The organism is Thiofilum flexile DSM 14609 (assembly GCF_000380185.1).
GTDB lineage: Bacteria > Pseudomonadota > Gammaproteobacteria > Thiotrichales > Thiotrichaceae > Thiofilum > Thiofilum flexile.
Window position 1 is genome coordinate 1 of record NZ_KB904781.1, and the last position, 19113, is coordinate 19113.

The 19113-nt window shown below is 44.6% G+C and carries 15 protein-coding genes and 3 tRNA genes; 11 read left to right on the plus strand and 7 right to left on the minus strand.

Translation table 11 applies throughout. The features are described 5' to 3' along the window. The 3 genes from tnpA to A3IK_RS19440 form a co-directional block, all read left to right on the plus strand. Nucleotides 1–222, plus strand: a 222-nt coding sequence (tnpA, locus tag A3IK_RS0113195) for an IS200/IS605 family transposase (protein ID WP_020560461.1), incomplete at its 5' end; no start/stop codon positions are given. Between the two features lie 727 nt (nucleotides 223–949). Further along, a complete protein-coding gene (locus tag A3IK_RS19435; protein WP_020560462.1) occupies nucleotides 950–1201 on the plus strand; it encodes a helix-turn-helix domain-containing protein in 252 nt (83 codons plus the stop codon). 143 nt (nucleotides 1202–1344) lie between these two features. Beyond that, nucleotides 1345–2799: a cytochrome-c peroxidase gene (locus A3IK_RS19440; protein WP_020560463.1), complete on the plus strand. Its 1455-nt coding sequence runs from the start codon at nucleotides 1345–1347 to the stop codon at nucleotides 2797–2799. Between the two features lie 22 nt (nucleotides 2800–2821). Here A3IK_RS19440 and pyrE read toward each other — a convergent pair whose 3' ends face one another. After that, entirely contained in the window at nucleotides 2822–3463 is a 642-nt protein-coding gene (gene pyrE / locus A3IK_RS0113210; protein ID WP_020560464.1) for an orotate phosphoribosyltransferase, read from the minus strand. 190 nt (nucleotides 3464–3653) lie between these two features. Between pyrE and A3IK_RS0113215 the strand changes: the two genes are divergently transcribed. Beyond that, the gene (locus tag A3IK_RS0113215; RefSeq protein WP_020560465.1) at nucleotides 3654–4880 is read left to right on the plus strand and encodes a threonine/serine exporter family protein; all 1227 of its coding nucleotides are present in this window, start codon (nucleotides 3654–3656) and stop codon (nucleotides 4878–4880) included. A 16-nt stretch (nucleotides 4881–4896) separates the two neighbouring features. Here the strand turns inward: A3IK_RS0113215 and A3IK_RS0113220 are convergent, their stop codons facing one another. Both A3IK_RS0113220 and A3IK_RS0113225 read right to left on the minus strand, forming a co-directional pair. Further along, the gene (locus tag A3IK_RS0113220; RefSeq protein WP_020560466.1) at nucleotides 4897–5853 is read right to left on the minus strand and encodes an SH3 domain-containing protein; all 957 of its coding nucleotides are present in this window, start codon (nucleotides 5851–5853) and stop codon (nucleotides 4897–4899) included. Between the two features lie 92 nt (nucleotides 5854–5945). After that, on the minus strand, nucleotides 5946–6614 hold the full coding sequence (locus A3IK_RS0113225) for a glutathione S-transferase (RefSeq protein WP_020560467.1): 669 nt from the start codon (nucleotides 6612–6614) through the stop codon (nucleotides 5946–5948). A 217-nt stretch (nucleotides 6615–6831) separates the two neighbouring features. On the opposite strand from A3IK_RS0113225, the gene A3IK_RS0113230 reads away from it, so the two are divergent. Beyond that, complete coding sequence (locus A3IK_RS0113230) at nucleotides 6832–7716, plus strand: LysR family transcriptional regulator (RefSeq protein ID WP_020560468.1); 885 nt, start codon at nucleotides 6832–6834, stop codon at nucleotides 7714–7716. A 58-nt stretch (nucleotides 7717–7774) separates the two neighbouring features. Continuing rightward, entirely contained in the window at nucleotides 7775–8494 is a 720-nt protein-coding gene (locus A3IK_RS0113235; RefSeq protein ID WP_020560469.1) for a GMP synthase, read from the plus strand. 99 nt (nucleotides 8495–8593) lie between these two features. Here A3IK_RS0113235 and A3IK_RS19445 read toward each other — a convergent pair whose 3' ends face one another. The 4 genes from A3IK_RS19445 to A3IK_RS0113255 all read right to left on the minus strand — a co-directional run bounded on the left by A3IK_RS19445 (nucleotide 8594) and on the right by A3IK_RS0113255 (nucleotide 10789). Then, entirely contained in the window at nucleotides 8594–10189 is a 1596-nt protein-coding gene (locus A3IK_RS19445) for a slipin family protein (RefSeq protein WP_020560470.1), read from the minus strand. Between the two features lie 380 nt (nucleotides 10190–10569). Further along, nucleotides 10570–10642, minus strand: a tRNA-Arg gene (locus tag A3IK_RS0113245). 1 nt (nucleotide 10643) lies between these two features. Beyond that, a tRNA-Val gene (locus A3IK_RS0113250) sits at nucleotides 10644–10717 on the minus strand. A 2-nt stretch (nucleotides 10718–10719) separates the two neighbouring features. Next, nucleotides 10720–10789: transfer RNA gene (locus A3IK_RS0113255), tRNA-OTHER, on the minus strand. 384 nt (nucleotides 10790–11173) lie between these two features. On the opposite strand from A3IK_RS0113255, the gene murJ reads away from it, so the two are divergent. From murJ to htpX, 5 genes are all read left to right on the plus strand, one after another. Beyond that, the gene (murJ, locus tag A3IK_RS0113260) at nucleotides 11174–12730 is read left to right on the plus strand and encodes a murein biosynthesis integral membrane protein MurJ (RefSeq protein ID WP_020560471.1); all 1557 of its coding nucleotides are present in this window, start codon (nucleotides 11174–11176) and stop codon (nucleotides 12728–12730) included. 116 nt (nucleotides 12731–12846) lie between these two features. Then, nucleotides 12847–14559: a DUF945 family protein gene (locus A3IK_RS0113265; RefSeq protein ID WP_020560472.1), complete on the plus strand. Its 1713-nt coding sequence runs from the start codon at nucleotides 12847–12849 to the stop codon at nucleotides 14557–14559. Nucleotides 14560–14640: 81 nt separating this feature from the next. Next, entirely contained in the window at nucleotides 14641–15507 is an 867-nt protein-coding gene (gene trxA / locus A3IK_RS0113270) for a thioredoxin (RefSeq protein ID WP_020560473.1), read from the plus strand. A 340-nt stretch (nucleotides 15508–15847) separates the two neighbouring features. After that, nucleotides 15848–18079 (plus strand): DNA topoisomerase IV subunit A, encoded by a 2232-nt coding sequence (parC, locus tag A3IK_RS0113275; protein WP_020560474.1) that lies wholly within the window; start codon nucleotides 15848–15850, stop codon nucleotides 18077–18079. A 20-nt stretch (nucleotides 18080–18099) separates the two neighbouring features. Then, a complete protein-coding gene (htpX, locus tag A3IK_RS0113280) occupies nucleotides 18100–18975 on the plus strand; it encodes a protease HtpX (protein WP_020560475.1) in 876 nt (291 codons plus the stop codon). Nucleotides 18976–19113: the final 138 nt, after the last annotated feature.

Here is a 19113-nt window from a genome sequence, read left to right on the forward strand (position 1 = left end):
GAACTAGCACCGAGCGAGATCATGCGTCGGATAAAGGGACGTAGTGCGACCAAGCTGTTTGAGAGTTATCCTGATTTAAGGAAGCGCTATTGGGGACAGCATTTTTGGGCACGGGGTTATTTTTGTGCGACCTCAGGTGAGCTGACCGAGGAGATGATCAAGGCGTACTTAGAGCATCATTTTGAGCCAAGGATAGATGACAACTTTAAGACAGAAAACTAGACGGGTCTATTCGACCCGTATCCGGACTTTAGTCCTTGTCGCTAACCCTTCAGCTTTAGCTGATGGTTGTTAAGTTGAATAGAGGTGGTTATAATAGTTTTTTTATCAAGCTATAAAACCTAAGGCCTCGAAACGGCGTCAATATTATTCATGAGCTTGAAAGGCTTGGCTTTATTTATGGGTAAGTATGTCCATCATAGTGCTAAGTGAAATTTGCTTAAACTATTAACTAATTATTAAATGTTAATAGTGTAGTAGGTTGAATCTTTAAGGCTGTAGATATTAACCCCATCTATTGAGTAAATATGAGATTAAGACCATTAGAAATAGAGCAGGGTCGCCCCTGAGTCGAATAAAAAGACTCTAAATAGGCTGCAATTACTACCCTTTGGTAGTCCGACAATAGTTAAGGCTGATTAAGCTTTGTTAGTAATGTAGCAGTTTGTGCAAATAATTTGCCCTTTCATCTAGAAAAGAGTGCTTATTTGTAAATCATTGTGCATTATTCTTAACCAATATACTGACACATTCTAAGTCATCAGAGGTTTCAGTGTAAAAGCTGAATAGTTACAGCTTGGATGTATATCGGCCTGAGATATGGATTGGCTAAACCAACTGTATCTGTTAAATGGATTGCAAACACCTGCTCCTAAGAACAACTAGGTGCATTTTTTATAACCCCGACTTTATTTGCACCAACAAAAACTAATTAAGGTATGCACAAATTATGAATACATCTTCTCGCACTTTAGATGCCTCATTATCTGAAAAAGTACGTGTTACATTACAGGAATATTTGGATAATTTAGGCGATCAAGAGGCAGTCAATATCTATCGTTTAGTACTAGACGAAGTTGAGCGCCCTATGATGGAAGTGATGATGCGCTATACCCATGGCAATCAATCTAAAGCGGCTCAATATATGGGTATTAATCGTGCTACATTAAGAACTAAATTAAAACGTCATAATTTACTATAAGTAGCTTAAGCGATACTTCAGCAGTAGGCGTTACTCATACGCCTACTTATTTTTGTTTCTAGCACTATAAGAAAATCTAATCCACAAGAAACTATATTATTTCACAACTTAATTGATCACTTATTCTTTGGGGCTAGTCGATAGTGAGTAATAAACTAAACATTAATGGTTTTGTATATAAATTAGCCGTATTAGTGTTAACTCTTGGCCTCTCTGCTTGTGATAGCTCCGATAGCGCGTCTAAATCATCCGTCACTGCTCCAATCACCCTACCTGAAAGCAATGTTATTTTATCCGATCTAGACCGTTCCCTACTGGAAATAGCGAGTAATCTCAAGCTAACCGGTGATCCTAGTCAGGGGCGTAGTTACCCACCTGTGCAAGACTCCTTAGTGCAATTAGGTAAGCAATTATTTTTCCAACCCTATACCCTTCAGGGGCATACCTTTACCTGTGCTCAATGTCATGATCCTCTACAAGGCGGAACCCAACGCCAAGCCTTAGCCACGGGTATACCCAAACCGCAGTCACCTAAAGCTATTCCCGATTATTTATTTCATCGTGGACGTACCTTATTACCAGTTCGTAATGCGCCTAGTATTTTTAATTTGGGTTTATGGGATACGGCCTTTTTTCAGGATGGACGGATACAGGCTTTAAAACCGGATGAGGGTGAAAATGGCAGCAAGGGGGGAATTAATACACCTGATGTTTTGTTAGGACAAGCTGACCCACAGGCAGGGCGTAATTTAGTGCAGGCGGCAGCAAAGATGAATCTAGTAAGTCGCTCACAAATTACTCCAAATATCAGCCTTAATGAATCAGCTTCTTCGCCCTATACTATGGTATTGAATGAGCACCTTAGTCGTGAGCAACAACGTTTTTCACCCCCTGCGGAGCAGTGGCTGAGTCGTTTTAGGCAGGGCTTTAACACCCCGGATGGTTTGGCCTTGACTTTAGTAACCCCTGAAAAAACGGCTGAGGCATTAGCGGCTTATATGCGCTCGCAAGTATTTGTCAATAATCCGTGGAAACACTATTTAGAGGGGGACCCTAATGCTATTAGTGAGGTCGCCAAACAAGGGGCGTTATTATTTTTCCGTAACCCTCAACAAGGTGGTTTTGGCTGTGCGCGTTGCCACAGTGGCGATCTATTTACCGATGAAAAAATGTATCGTACTTTAATACCCTCGATTAGTTTACCCAGCCCATTGTCCGATGAAATGGATTATGGACGTTGGTTTATGACTCATGAGGATAAAGATAAATTTGCATTCAGAACACCCAGCTTACTCAATGTCACCGAGACCGGCCCTTGGGGGCATAATGGGGCTTATTTTACCTTAAGCGGTATGGTACGTCATATGCTAGATCCGGTGTTAGAAGTGAGTCAATACGATACCTTTGGCCTGACGGCAGAGGGGTTAGTCGTGAACCATTTAGCGGCAAGAATGAATACTATGCTATCACAAGGTATTGATTTGACTAGTCAAAAATACTCGCAAAAAGAATTTCAGGCATTACTAGCCTTTTTATATACCCTAACCGACCCCTGTGTGAAGGATGCCGCTTGCTTAAAGCCTTGGTTAGCGGATTAAGTCGGTTAGGTCTAATAGGCTTCTAGATGCCGTATTCAGCACGATAGGCTTGAATCCGTTCGATGAGCAGAGGGTCTTGAACATGCTGCTGAATATAAGCACTGATCTGCTCTAAATTCACAATACTGGTCACAGGGATTTTAAAAGTCTGCTCCACTTCCTGTACGGCTGAGAGCGCACCCACCCCGCGTTCACGTCGATCTAGGGCAATCACCACCCCCGCTAATTGCGCGTTGGCTTGTTGAACTAGGAGGGCTGACTCACGAATGGCTGTCCCTGCAGTCATCACATCATCAATTACCAATACCCGTCCCGATAAGGGCATACCGACAATATTACCGCCCTCGCCATGGGTTTTGGCTTCTTTGCGATTGAAAGCATAAGGCACATCGCGCCCATATTGCTCATATAAGGCCATCGCGGTGGCAACAACTAGAGGAATACCCTTATAGGCCGGGCCAAATAACATATCAAACTCACACTCGGCCTCCACAATGGCCTGAGCATAAAAGTGCCCTAATTGACTCAATGCAGCACCTGTTTGAAAGAGTCCGGCATTAAAGAAATAAGGGCTGACCCGTCCTGATTTAAGGGTGAACTCACCAAACTTTAAGACACCTTGCCCTAGTGCAAAGGGGATAAAGGCGGTTGGGTCATATTGCATAAGGCGCTCCATGGGGTTTTATTCAATGGGTATTCAGTGGGCGCATAGTTTGACATTCTAAGCCAGCTAAGAAAAGGGGTAGCGAGTGTTAGAGGTTACACCAGAGAGTGTTGTCTAGTGCTAGACTTCTCTCATTATCCTAGCAATCATATAGCCCCAGCAGCATTCTTGCATTCTAATCGAGTAATCCATGACTAAGACTGAGTTTAACCGTATTCGGCGCTTTGTGATTCGTCTAGGTAAGACCTTACATGAATACGGTACGCCCGCCCATCGTTTAGAGGGGATTTTGATTGATACCACGCGCCAGCTAGGTTTAGAGGGTGCTTTTTTAGTCACGCCTACCAGCCTGACCTTTGTTTTTTGGGAGCGGGGTTCGGATGAGGAGTTGACCTATGTAGCACGGGTTTACCCCAATACCATTGACTTAAACCGTCTAGCGGCGGCTCATCAATTAGTCGAACAAGTCCTTGCGGGGCAGGTGACGCTTGATCAGGGGTTTGAACGATTAGAGGAAATTAATAAACTCCCCAGCCCCTACTCAGATTGGCTAGATTTTCTAACCTGGGGCAGTACCTCCTTATGCTTTGCGGCCTTGTGTGGTGCGGATATTGTTACCACGTTGGGCGCTATGTTTGCTGGCTGGTTGGCTTATTTCTTATCAGTATGGTCAATTCGCTCCAAACGTGTCGAGGAAATGCTAGAGCCTTTAGCGGCCTTACTCATTGCTTTAATTGGCAGTGGTTTTAGTGTATTGGGCGTTAAGCTTAATGTCCCTATCTTAGTCTTGTCGGGCATTATTATTTTTATTCCGGGCTTAACGCTTACCACGGGATTAAGAGAACTCGCGGCAAGGCATTTAATGTCAGGTACGGCACGGGTTATGGATGCGTCTATGACTTTATTTAAATTATATTTTGGCACCTTATTAGGCTTGGCCTTGGGGACTTTATGGTGGGGTTATAGTAGTAGTCAACACATCGCATTAGTGAATTATAATTATTTACATTATCTGGCAGTATTGGGACTAGCCGCCTCTTTATTAGTAACCTTTAAAATGAATCGTCGTGATGCCTTTTGGGGGTTATTATCGGGCTGTATAGCTTATTTAGGGGCATTGCTAGGTAGTCATTGGTTTGGTGCGCACCTAGGTGGCTTAGTGGGTGCTTTAATTGTAGGAGTGTATGCGAATTTATATTCATTGATTCGTAATGTACCAACTAATTTAGTATTACTCCCCGGCCTAGTCTTTCTAGTACCCGGAAGTAAAGTCTATGTTGGGTTAAATAGCCTAGTATTTGGTGAAAATATCCTAATGAACAGTATGACAGGCGTACAAGTATTTTTAATCTTCATGTCAATTGTAGCGGGACTCATGTTTGCCAATGCGATAGTACCACCTAAACAGCGTTTGTAAGCAGTGGCAGCAGCTACTATTTCATAGCTTGTAGCTGCTTTAAATAAGTACGTGCTTTAGTCGATTCTGGTGTATTAGCGATAGGTTTTAAAATTCTAGACCATGTTTTTAAATCAACATCTTGTGTATTTTGCTCAGGGTTTTTCCAGCCGTCTAACATGTATTTAAAGTTATTATTGAGATTGACTAAGGCTGCTCTGACATAGCGGCCTTTAGGAAAGCGTTTTAAATATTCCCCCTCCGTGCGTAATGTTGCTATAGATAGACAACCAATAAATCCCTCGCACTCACCCCCTAAACGTTGTTGTGAAGAACGCCACGCAATTTCATCCCCAATGGGATCTCTTTTATATTGATCGGCTAGTTTCCAAAAAGCATTAGCCGAAACTAAATATTGCCCCGAAACTTCATTATAAAAGCTAATTTTCTTGTGTTTATTAATCCATTCACGATAGGGTGATTGGCGGTACTGGGCAAAATTAATACTATCAAAAGAACGTTGCACAGTGGTTAGTTTAGCCAGTTCTAATTCACCTTTTGCATTGCGACTTTTTGCGCTATTCGCTGCTTTACTAGCTAATTGGTATAACACCACTGCATTAGCAAAGGGGATGGATTCGGCTTTTAATTTGTTACGGAGTAATTCCAAAATACCCATTTCATAGCTAGGGGCAGGAATGACAAAGCCACCAAATACCCACCCCGTTCCTTGTTCGGTTTTGACTTGATACCAATGGGTAGTTTTACCAGCAACGGTGCTGCGGGTGGGGGTTTTTTGTAGGGGTCTTACAGCACTACCTAACGCGAGTCTGCCGAGTTCTTGAGCGGATGTATTAGGCTCAGCCCGCAGTCTGACACTTTCCCCACTGATAACATAATTCGCATTGGCTACGACTTCTGCTTGTACAGGATAGGGTGTGCTAAGGACGGCAGCTCCGAAGATTAAGGCACTGACTAATAATAATTGACGCATTATCAACCCTTGATGTAGGCAGAAAGCCTGTACTCTACACCAAGCGCTCAACCTACCCAACACTTTGTATCGAGTAGGTTTTTATCTGATGATTATTCTACCAATGTACCCCTGTGATAGTGCTCTAATACATAGGTATCGGCCTCGGCTTTCGCACCGGCTAGCCATTCTTGCATCGCAGGCAGTGCTAACATGGCTTTAGCCCAACGATCAAACGCGGGTGACACGGTCAGACCATAGTTGACTACGCGCCACATAATGGGGGCATACATGGCATCCACTGCACCAAATTGACCTGCTAGAAATTCGCCCGCTGGTTTATTCGGAAAGGCTGCAAATAAGTCCCAAAGGTCAGCCAAACGATGGAGTACTGCTTGTAAGTCTTTAGAAACCTCAACACGGCGCTGTTGACGGCAATTCATCGGATAGTCGTTACGAATCGCTTGAAAACTACTGTGCATCTCAGCAGCGGTACTGCGTGCTAGTGCTCTTAACTGTTTGTCCTCAGGCCAGAAGTGTTTCTCAGGATAGGTTTCAGCCAAATATTCCATAATCGCGAGACTATCCCAGATCACTTGCTTACCAACAATGAGCTGTGGAACTTGAGGCGGTGTTTTATGTTGAGCTGCAAATTGATTCAGAGTGTCATCATGAGCATAAGGGAAGAATAGCTCTTCAAAGGCTATACCATTAGCCCTCATAGCAATCCAAGCACGTAGTGACCAAGACGAATAGTTTTTATAGCCGACGCAGAGTTTCATAGTAATGTTCCTATAGTGAGTGAAAGAGTGCTCAACCCCACCCCAACCCTCCCCTTAGCAAGGGAGGGAACCGATCCTGCTCCTCCACCTGACAAGGGGGAGGTTGGGAGGGGGTATCTTCAGATACTCATAACGCTTATCTAAAAGTGATCCTAACAGCGTGACTTATGCATAAAAAGCGAATATTTTAAAATAAACTATACGGAGTTTTCGCACAATGCACCCACGACAAGTTCAAAGTTTGCTCAAAGTAGTTGAATTAGGTAGCGTTAATCGTGCCGCAGAGGAGTTATACCTAGCCCCTTCGAGTATCTCGGCACAGCTTAAGGAGTTATCCAGTACCTTAGGCGTGGAGCTATTTGAAACGGTTGGGCGAGGGATTGTCTTGAGTCCCTCCGGGCGTGAGTTATTACCCCTATTGCAACAGCTGCATAATTTAGTGGGGGATATTTATCAGCAAGCGCAGTCTATTACGACTAAGCCGGTGGGGGTTTTGAAATTGTTTGCACCGAGTTCGATGTGTATTTATCGCATGCCGTCCTTGATTGAGCAGTTACAAACCTTAGCCCCTCAACTAGAAATTCATCTAACCCATGAACCCTTTGATTATCAACGCGCTTTGCTCCAAGCGGATATTGATGCAGCGATTGTCGTGAGTGAGAGCGTGAGTTCAGAATGGCAAGCACAGCAGTGGCATAAAGAGAATGTGGTCTATGTGTGTCATCCTAAGCGTCATCAGGCTCAAACCTTGTCGCTGATACAGTTGTTAGAGCAACCGATTATTACCACCGAGGTAGGGTGTACCTATCGGGTGCGAGCCGAACAGCATTTTAAAGCCCATGATTTAACCTTAAAGCCACGTCAAGCCTTTGCCAATGTAGAGGTCATTAAACGCTGCTTATTTGCCAATATGGGGATCGGGTTATTGCCCTTTTGTGTGGTGGCAGAGGATGTGGCGGAAGGGCGTTTGGCATTACAAGCGGTGGAAGGGGCACCCTATGCTTTTGCTTCCTGGCTGATTTACCCTAAAAATCGTTGCTTATTGCCTAAGTTGCAGGTGTTGTTGGAGTGTGTGCAGCGCGATCACGCAAACGATCAATGACACGCTAATCCAGTACTTTTATACTGTAGTCAACAATGACGCATTACGGAGTAACGGTATGTTAATTGGCATTTTGGAAACGGGACTGGTGGCAAATGAACTCGCTCCTCAACATGGCTCCTATAGCCGGATGTTTCAACAGCTTTTGGGGGGCGTGACGAGTGATTGGACCTTTAAAATTTATAAAGTATTAGAGTTAGAATTTCCCGCCTCTCCACAAGAGTGTGACGGCTGGTTGATCACCGGCTCGCGCCATGGGGTATATGATAATTTACCGTGGATTGAGCCGCTAAAGGCGTTTATTCGGGATATTCATAGCGCCAAAAAGCCTTTAATTGGGATTTGTTTTGGGCATCAAATTATTGCCGAAGCCTTAGGCGGTAAAGTGATTAAATCGCCTAAAGGTTGGGGTTTGGGATTGCATGAGTATGAAATGAAATCACCTCTGCCGCATTTGCCCGGTAGTGAGCAGGTGGGGCAATTAAAGATTCATGCTATGCATCAAGATCAGGTCGTGCAATTACCCCCCGATGCTAAAGTACTGGCAAGTTCGGAATTTTGTGAATATGCAGGCCTAGTTTATGGGGATCATATCTTTACACTTCAGGGGCATCCTGAGTTTTCGCGTGAATTTGAAGAAGCGCTGATTCGCTTGCGGACTGGAGCGGTATTCCCTGAGAGTATGGCACAAGAAGCGGTGGGAACTATGACCGTTGACCCCGATACTAAGATGCTAGCGCAATGGATGGCGGGGTTTTTTCAGGCAGAACGTGCTTAAAGAGAACCCCACCCCAACCCTCCCCTTGGCAGGTGAGGGAGCCAGTTAGGCTTCTCCCCCAGTCAAGGGGGAGAGTGAGAGGGGGGTTTTAAGACCTTGTCAATTAGCATTAATCCGTACTAGGTCGGACATGACGCCATTTAATCCCCCATAGACATTCAAATGTTGCACATTGGCGGTGATTTTTTCTAAGACCTCTAGCTCTTTCAAGCGTAATAAGATCGGATTGCCTTCCATCACCTTAGCGGTGTTGTGTAAAGAGCGGGTAGCCTGAGTTTCTTCACGGCGTTTAATCAAGTTGGCTTCAGCTAGTTTTTGTGCCTCTACCACTTGTGCCAAGATTTGTTTCATATCACCCGGCAATACCACATCCCGCGCTCCAACACTGGTCAAGGTAATGCCATAGACCAAGGCTTTTTCCGCTGCAATTTGCAACACTTGTTGATTGAGGGCGTTTTTATCCTCTAATAGCTCATCCAAGGTTTGCAAGGACACCACGGTACGCAGTGCTAATTGCAATTCACGGTATAAAAACTCGTTAGCATCGGCTAACTTGCTTTTGACCAATTCAGCATCGGTGATTTGCCAAGTCGCTGATAAGTTAATCCGTAAACTCACCCGATCTTTAGTCAAGATTTCTTGCCCATTCACCTCCATGTTTTGTAGGCGTAGATCGACTTCTTTGATATTCAAACGCCGATTAAATGCCCACCATGCATGGCGACCTTGAGTCAAAGTGCTATAGGCTTTCCCCTCTAGCTCTAAGAAACCGATATGGCTTTCTGCAATTTGGGTAGAGAGTAGGGCGCGTTGTACGGCTTTGCTCAATACCGGATCTTTGCTTTCTAATAAAATCCGCGCTAACTCCTTATCCACGCTAAAGTCGGTGCTAATGTCGATCTTTTTCACCGTAATAGGCTGAGGTGTCAGCCAATAGGCTCCACGTTGAGCCGGTGCAAAAATATCTTTCAATACATTGTTTTGATATACCAAGCCGACTTCTTGCTCTGCTGTTTCCCAGCTTTGTATCTGACCAGCAAAGACTTCGGGGTATTCATCCACCAGTTTCAATGTAGCACTATCCAACGCTTCATAGCGGTTGACGTTTTTCGCAGTGATTTTGCGGTTAAACTTCCACCAGACGTGCGTACCAGCGGCTAAAACTTGCATCAGTTTACCGTCAATTTCCAATAAGCCAAGCTGTCCCTCTGGGATGATACTAATGGCAATGGATTCAATCGCCCCATTACGTAAGGGCTGATTTTTTGCCGCTAATAATAAGTTAGCGAGGTCAGGCTCTAGCTTAAAGGATTCTCGAATATCCACTTTGCGCAATTCTAAGCGCTCTTGTCCTTGCCAATAGGCTCCGGTTTGTGCAGGCGCTTTAATATCAACCAGCACCTCGTTTTGATACAGCAAACCGACCTCATAAGCACCTGTTTCCCATTGCAATAAATGTGAAGCAAATTTCTCAGGATGCAGCCGTGCTAAGTACAGAATATCTTCGGTGACGGGTGTACTTAATGGCTTAGTAATGTCAATGGTTTTCACCACATGCTGTTGCTGTAAATTCCAGAGTTTATGCACGCCAGCCGGTAAAATTTGAATGAATTGTTCATCGCGGAACAATAAGGCGAGTGCTGTTTCTGGAACGATAAATTTTTTTTGAGGCCACATCATCATTATATTCATCATGATTTATCCCTAATAAAACCGCCACCTCAACCCTTGTCGGCGGCTACACAAAGCATAAGACCCACAGGAGACTAGGTCGTATAGGCATGACGGAGTGCGACCGAGCGTTTAGCTCTGCGTGGCAATTCAGTCGTAGCCTACAGCGATACTAACCTCGTATTGGCCTAGGATTTCGCATAGGCGCTAACAAGGGTGCAGTCGGAAAACGTGAGACAAAGTATTAGCGCTTTGTTTGTTAAACGCAGCTGCCTAATACTTACCTTGGGCTTTCTTTCCGCCGAGGTGTTGGTTGTAAAAAGTGCTTGCGCACTTCCATAATGTTTTAGCTAAATCGAACCCAAATCGATGGCTAAACTAGCGTTTCAGGCCAGTTAAGGAGGTTTTACTAGCTGGATTCGAACCAGCTACTACTTGATTAGAGGTCAAGTGCTCTACCAAATGAGCTATAGTAAATGTCTGTTAATCGGAATCGAACCGATAACCACCTGATTGTGCATCAGATGCTCTAACCGCTTGAGCTATAACAGGGGTGCAATGAGTAGGAGTCGAACCCACATCTTGGCAAGTGAATGCCGTACTTTACCATTAAGCTAACATTGCGTTATTCACCACAATATTCCGATACAGGCAATCTCAGTGAGGTGACTGTCAGGCGGGTATTCAGAACCCGCACCACAGGTTTATTATGATTGAATATTTAATATAAAGCATGAAGTGTGCCAACTTGGTGGTTTTTATAGTTTAATATTTTTAACCCATTGATAGTTATTGCAATAATAAAATTTTAAGCGAATAGATCTAGCTGGATAGCGTCAGGGCTATTATGAAAAATATAGGTATTTTTCTATCTTTTTAGATAATGAGTATCTTAAAAAATATCCCCTCAAAAGAGGGGCTACTCCACATCTTTTCCTTATTCACTGCGTGACCTCTGCATAGCTTTAATGCACACTAGGGGGCTTTTATGGCTGGATAAAAAATAGAATGAGTCGATTATTGCGCTCTGGGGCGGTGATTAGCGCTATGACTATGATTTCGCGGGTAATGGGCTTAGTGCGGGATCAGGTAGTGGCACGTTATTTTGCGGTAGATGGGGCGACGGATGCTTTTTTCGTAGCCTTTAAAATCCCTAATCTACTGCGGCGTATGTTTGCGGAGGGGGCTTTTTCCCTTGCTTTTGTACCGATCTTGTCAGAGTACAAAGAAACCAAAAGCCGTGAAGCCTTACAAGATTTGATCGACCATGTAGCCGGTACTTTAGCGTTAATTTTGCTAGGGGTAACGGTTATCGGCATGGTGGCGGCCCCCGTATTAATTTGGGTATTTGCGCCGGGGTTTAGCTCCCAACCGGATGCACAACCAGTATTAGCCGCTGAGCTATTGCGTATTACGTTTCCTTATATTTTATTTATTTCGCTCGCTGCTTTAGTCACGGGTATTTTGAATACCTACAGCAAATTTGCAATTCCAGCACTGACGCCGGTATTGCTGAATATTATTATGATTATTGCTGCGATTTGGGCAGCCCCTTATTTTAGCCAGCCTATTATGGCGTTAGCGTGGGGGGTGTTTTTTGCCGGTATTGCACAATTAGTTTTTCAGTTACCCACGTTGTATAAGCTTGGTTTGCTACCTAAGTTTAAATATAAACGCGCTCATGAGGGTGTGGCGCGAATTATGAAACTCATGTTACCCGCTATTTTTGGCTCTTCCGTGGCACAGCTTAATTTATTATTAAATACGATTATTGCCTCTTATTTAGTGGTAGGGAGCGTGAGCTGGTTATATTTTTCGGATCGTTTTGTGGAATTACCCTTAGCGATTATTGGTGTAGCACTAGGCACCGTCATTTTACCTAAACTCTCTAGTAATCATGCGACTAAAAATGAAGCTGAATTTCGCCAAACCTTAGATTGGGCCTTACGGGCAGGATTAGTGATTGCGTTGCCGGCTACGGTAGGTTTGATTTTATTGGCAGAGCCGATTTTAGCTACAGTAATGATGTATGGGGCTTATACGTGGCGCGATGTAGAAATGTCGGGTTTGAGTTTAATGACTTATGCCATCGGTTTACCGGCCTTTATTTTGGTAAAACTGCTCGCTCCGGGTTTTTATGCGCGTCAAGATACTAAAACCCCAGTACGAATTGGCGTCATTGCTATCGTATCCAATATGATTTTTAATCTGCTTATTGTTTTACCTTGGTACAGTTTAGGACTTGCAGGGGCACATGCAGGCTTAGCACTGGCGACTGCTTTAGCTGGGTTTGTGAATGCGGGGTTATTGTATCGAGCCCTAAAACGAGATCAGGTATTAGGTACTCAACAAGGTTGGGGTAAATATTTACTACAATTAATGATAGCTTGTGTAATAGCGGGGATAGTCATCTGGCTCTTTACCCCAGCGGATAGTTGGTGGCAAACCGCAACGGCCTTATATCGAATAGGTGCTCTAGTTGGATTAATAGTCTTGACCTTAGTGAGTTATGTTCTGACATTGCAATTGCTGGGGGTTAAACTAAAACAAATGCTGGTCGGCTGATGACCGGCGAGTTTGCTATACTAGCAGCACTTATCTATTCAAAATTATGTTAAAAAGCGCTGATCTAATTTAAATGAATGACTTAGCGCAATCTAATCATTTTACTGGAGATTCAAATGAGTAAAGCAGCCTATTTAATAGCCATTCCGGTGGCGATTGCCGCCGCTTGGGGAGGTAGTACTTGGTTTATTGGTCAGCAGACTAAAAACAAGTTAGAGGAGATTATTGCTAAATCGAATGAGATCACGGGTGTTCATGGAGTGCAACAGGAGCTTGTGAGCTATGATCAGGGGTTTTTAAATTCTAAGGCAGTGCTTAAGCTCAATATGACCCAGCCACCTTTTAATGAGACGGTTAAGGATATTAAGTTCAATGCCGATATTAAAAATGGCCCTTTATTAGTAGGTGGTGGAGATGGAGTAGGTTTAGGCTTATCTCGTTGGGTATTTACCTTAGATCAGGACTCCATGGCTAATGATGCTATTAAAACCGTGATTAAAGAGGCCTTTGCTAGCAAAGATCCTTTCGTGGCTACGGCAGATATTGGTTTTGGTGGTCAAGTTAATAAAAACGTTATGGTGAATCCTGCTCATTATAAAGCCGATGATGGTAGCGTAATTGATTTTGCCGGTTTAACTATAACAGGTACGGGTAGCGACAGTGATCTTAGTAAAGGGACGGCTAAATTAGACAGTGGAGAGCTGAAGGCAACGTTAGAGGATGGTACAGTCATTACTATGCCTAAAACGACGGCTGATTTAGATATGCAAGGTATAGTCGGTTCTAGTATGTTAGGTACTATGCAGCTAAAGTCTAATCAAATCAGTATTAAAGCCAAAGATGCGCCAGAAGTTAGTTTTGATCTAGGACTAGATAGTAAAACCGATCAAGTCGATCAGGTTCTCAATGGTACCGCGAATTTTAGAGCCACGAATATTAAGGGTGTACCGGAGGATATGCTCAGTAATGCCCATTATGATGTGGAGTATAAAAACCTCCAAGTCGCAGGTATTGAAGAATTAGCGAATTTACAAAATGAATTACAAGGGATTCAATCCCAAATTGATTTTAATACCGCTAATACTGATACTCCCGAAGGTCAGAAAAAGACCATGGAGCTATTCGGGAAAATTCAAGAAATTAGCGGCAAAATGATGGAAACGGCTTTTAACAAAATGTTATTAGCGGATAAAAGTCAGATAACGCAAAAAATTACTGTGGATAATCCTAAAGGTAAAACCCTGTTAGATGTGGATTTGCTCTATCACGGTGGGGATAAACTTCCGACCATGAATGATGTGATGATGGGGACATTTAAGGCTGAACAGTGGGCTAATTTGCTGCGTGGCTCGGTGACTTTAAATGCGGATAAAGCCATGCTGCCTCCCATTGCAAATATGGTGTTAATGCAACCCGTAGGGCAAGGGCTGATTGAGGATAGCGAGCAGCAATATAAACTCAATCTGAAACTCAATGGTGAGCAAGTTGAGTTAAATGGTAAAACCATGCCAGTGACAGAGTTACTGGCTAAAGTCGGTGGCGGTGCTGCCGGTGCAGATCAAGCGGATGATGGTGGCGAGGGCAATGATGAGGTCACTGCGGCTGATTTAGAGACCTTAGGGGTACCAGCAGATATTGCTAAGGAAATTGAGGCCAAGGGTTTAACCCCCGAAGTGATGAAAAAGCTGGAAAATAATAAAGAGATTGGTGCTGAAGTGTTAGAAATGATGCGTCAATTACAGCAAAGTATGCAGCAAGAGCAAACTTCTGATGTACCTGCCGTGATAAACCCAAGCGCTCCACCCGCAGCAACGACACCTGCACAATAAAGCAACGTAAGCCATAAGGGAGCTTGATTTTAATCGTAGCCCCCTTATCTTATGTAGCCATTCACAATAAAGGATTAGGTTATGGCAGATTCACCTTTTATTTTTGAGGCTAATGAAAGTAACTTTGAACAAGTACTACAACACTCGCATCGTGTACTCGTATTAGTTGATTTCTGGGCGGAATGGTGTCAGCCCTGCAAAACCTTAATGCCTATTCTGAGCAAAATCGTCAATGACCTACAGGGGCAGGTCATTATGGTCAAGGTCAATAGTGACCAAAGCCAAAACTTAGCGGCTCAATTCGGGGTAAGAAGTATCCCGACCGTAAAATTCATCAAAGAGGGCAAAGTGGTTGATGAGTTTATGGGGGTGCAGCCGGCTGAAAAAATTCAGCAAATGATTGCCAAGCATCGTATTCGCCCTACGGAACCTTATCGCCAGCAAGCCTTAGCGCTCCATCAAGCCGGTGAAAGCGATAATGCCATTAATTTATTACAGCAAGTCTTGCAACATGAGCCGGATTTTGCCGAGGCTAAAGCCGATTTAGCCAGTATTTTATTAGCACAAGGGCAACTAGAAGCGGCGGAAGTACTCGTCAATGAGATTGCCGAGGGTGAAGTACCTGCCGACCAATTAAACCAGCTCAAAGCCGATATTCGTCTGGCAACATTACAGCAAGCGGCGGGTAATCTGGATACTTCAGCCTTAGAGGCGCGGCTACAGGCTAATCCTGAGGATTGGGATGCCTATTTGGAGTTGGCACAAGCTCTTATTGCACATGGTGAATATGAGCAAGGTTTAGAAAACTATTTGCTCGTGATGCGTAAAAATCCGACCTACAACGAAGGGGCGGGGCGCAAAGGCTTATTGAGTACCTTAGAGTTACTAGGGCCTAAAAGTCCTTTAGTGAAAAAGTATCGTAGTAAGATGTTTTCCTTATTATATTAGACCTCTTGTGAACATCGAAAGAAACCCCACCCCAGCCCTCCCCTTGACATGGGAGGGAGCTGATCTTACTCCTCCACCTGACAGGGAGGAGGTTGGGAGGGGGGTATCTTTGGTGACTTTTGCAAGAGGTCTATTAAGTAAGCATGCCAAAGTAATCGAGTATTTCTGGAGCAGTCTTGGCGGCAGGGATGCCGCCTTGTAGCGTACAGGGATGTATTCACAGCGGCTGCGGAGAAAATACTCGATTGCTTTGGCTCAAGTACTTACCATTGCCCTTAATTGAATTTGCTAGCAATTACTTACCTATTTTAATAGCACCTAGCCGCACGTAAGGATCATTATGAATTACGAAGGTATTGAAACGCTGCCTATGCAGGTATTCACCGAAAAAGCTTACCTTGACTATTCCATGTATGTCATTTTAGATCGCGCCTTGCCGCATATTGGTGATGGTTTAAAACCCGTACAGCGGCGTATTGTGTATGCCATGTCTGAATTAGGACTCAGTGCGAGTGCGAAACATAAAAAATCAGCACGTACCGTCGGGGATGTCTTAGGTAAGTTTCATCCACATGGGGATTCGGCCTGTTATGAGGCGATGGTATTAATGGCGCAGCCCTTTTCCTATCGCTATACCCTCGTGGACGGACAAGGTAACTGGGGTTCACCCGATGATCCTAAATCCTTTGCCGCCATGCGCTACACCGAGTCACGCCTGTCCCCCTATGCTAAGGTATTACTACAAGAATTAGGGCAGGGTACGGTTGACTGGATTCCTAATTTTGATGGCACTTTAGACGAACCCACTTTATTACCCGCACGCGTTCCTAATATCTTACTCAATGGTGCTACGGGGATTGCGGTGGGGATGTCGACCGATATTCCACCTCATAATTTGCAAGAAATTGTCCAAGCCTGTGTGCATTTATTGGATTACCCGGATGCTACTACTGAAGAGTTATGCCAGTATGTATTAGCGCCTGATTTCCCCACCGAGGCGGAAATCATTACCCCTAAGCATGAACTGATTCAGCTCTATGAAAAAGGCTATGGTTCATTACGGCAGCGGGCGCGGTGGGAAATGGAGGAGGGGGATATTGTTATTACCGCTCTCCCTTATCAGGTTTCTGGTAATAAAATACTTGAGCAAATCGCCCAGCAAATGCAGGCTAAAAAATTGCCTATGGTTGAGGATTTACGCGATGAATCCGACCACGAACAGCCTACGCGTTTAGTTATAGTCCCACGCTCTAATCGTGTAGACATTGAGCCACTCATGTTGCACCTATTTGCGACTACCGATCTAGAGCGTAGCTATCGGGTCAATATGAATATGATTGGCCTCAGTGGGCGGCCTGAAACGAAAAATTTACTCACTATTTTACAAGAATGGCTGCAATTCCGCCGTGTGACCGTTACGAAGCGTCTGAATTGGCGCTTGGATAAGGTCGAAAAGCGCTTACATATTTTAGATGGTTTGCTGATTGCTTTTCTGAATATTGACGAAGTGATTGCCATTATTCGTAAGGAAGATAACCCTAAGCCAGTGCTAATGAAGCGCTTTGAACTAAGCGATACCCAAGCGGAGGCCATTTTAGAATTAAAGCTACGCCACTTAGCCAAACTAGAAGAAGTAAAAATTCGCGGCGAGCAAAAAGAGCTGGATAAAGAGCGCAAGCAAATTTTAAAAATCCTCGGTTCTCCCAAAGAATTAACCAAACTCATCCGGCATGAATTAGAAGAGGATGCCAAGCTTTATGGCGATGAACGTCGCTCGCCTTTAGGTACGAGTAAAGCCGCTCAAGCCTTAGATGAAAATGCTCTCACTCCCGCCGAGCCAGTGACCGTAGTGCTCTCTAAAATGGGTTGGATACGAGCCGCCAAGGGGCATGATATTGATCCAGCGACCTTAAGCTATAAACAAGGGGATGCATATTTAGCTTCCGAGCGGGGGCGCTCCAATCAAGTAGCCGTCTTTTTCGATAGTACCGGGCGTACCTATTCGGCGGTGGCACATACGCTACCCTCTGCACGCGGACAAGGGGAACCTTTAAGCGGGCGCTTTAGTTTCCCCCCCCAAGCGCAAGTCATTGCCTTACTTATGGGGCGTGAGGAGGATCAGTATGTAATGTACTCTAATCAAGGCTATGGGTTTAGATGCGTCCTCAATGAGCTATACAGCAAGGTTAAGGCAGGTAAAGTAGTAGTGACTGCCGGTGAGGGAGTTGAGGTATTGCCACCCTTAAAGGTCGGTGAGTTAGAAAGCAGTCGCTTAGTGTTAGTGACCTCCGCAGGCTACCTATTAATCATACCAGCGGCTGAATTGCCGCTCCTGACTAAGGGTAAGGGCAATAAGCTGATTAGCTTAGAGTCGGATCAAGAGCGGGTCATTGCAGCGTGTGTGCTAGCAGCGCAGGAGACCTTAATCGTGCAGGCTGGGGGCAAATTTAAAGCGATAAAACCAAGCGAACAGGTAGAATATCAAGGGAGTCGCGGACGGCGTGGTAAGCTACTGCCACGTGGATACCAAAGTGTAAGCGCTTTGGTCGTGGAGACTCTTAGTAAAGGATAAACAACCCATTAGAGGTTACAATGAAGCGAATTATTTTATTTGCACTGACTAACTTTGCCGTAGTAACAGTGCTGTTTGTGACATGGAATATTATTAGTGCGGTCTTTGGCATTCGTGTCCAAGGTGGTTTTGGTGGCATTGCTGTCATGGCAGTGATTTTCGGCTTTGCAGGCTCGATTATTAGCTTGTTAATGTCTAAATGGATGGCAAAGCGCAGTATGGGGGTGGAAATTATTGAAAACCCACGTACTGCACAAGAGCGTTGGTTAGTCGAAACGGTACGCCGCCAAGCGGAAAAATCCGGCATTGGCATGCCAGAGGTGGGTATTTTCCACTCGCCTGATCCGAATGCGTTTGCTACGGGAGCCAATCGTAATAGTGCGCTTGTGGCGGTGAGTACCGGCCTATTAGAGCACATGAATGCCGACGAAGTAGAGGCGGTATTAGGGCATGAAATCGGTCACGTCGCCAATGGCGATATGGTGACTCAAGCCTTATTACAAGGGGTAGTGAATACCTTCGTCATTTTCTTTGCGCGTGTGATTGGTATGCTGGTTGATAACTTATTCCGAGGTAATAATGGCAATGGTAGTCCCGGATTTGGTTATTATATTGGTTCGATAGTGGCAGAAATTTTACTAGGCTTCTTAGCAACCATGATTGTTATGTGGTTCTCACGTTATCGTGAATTTAAGGCCGATATTGCTGGTGCTGATCTGGCTGGACGGCAAAAAATGATTGCAGCTTTGCAACGTTTGCAGCGGGTACATGACCCTAAGGACTTACCCGGTGAGTTTGCGGCCTTTGGGATTAGTGGCGGCGGTGGTTTAGGGAAGTTATTTATGACCCACCCCCCCTTAGAAGAGCGTATTGCCGCCTTACAAAGTGGGCAATAAGAACCCTTTGCTAACCTTCTGCCTTATTTAAGGCGGAAGGTCTAGCCAGGGCAATCGCTTGAATCTTTATTGTTGTAGAGGGATGAGTGGCTCCAAGAGTTCGGCGAGATAATCGGTTGACCAAGCGGCCTGCTTGCG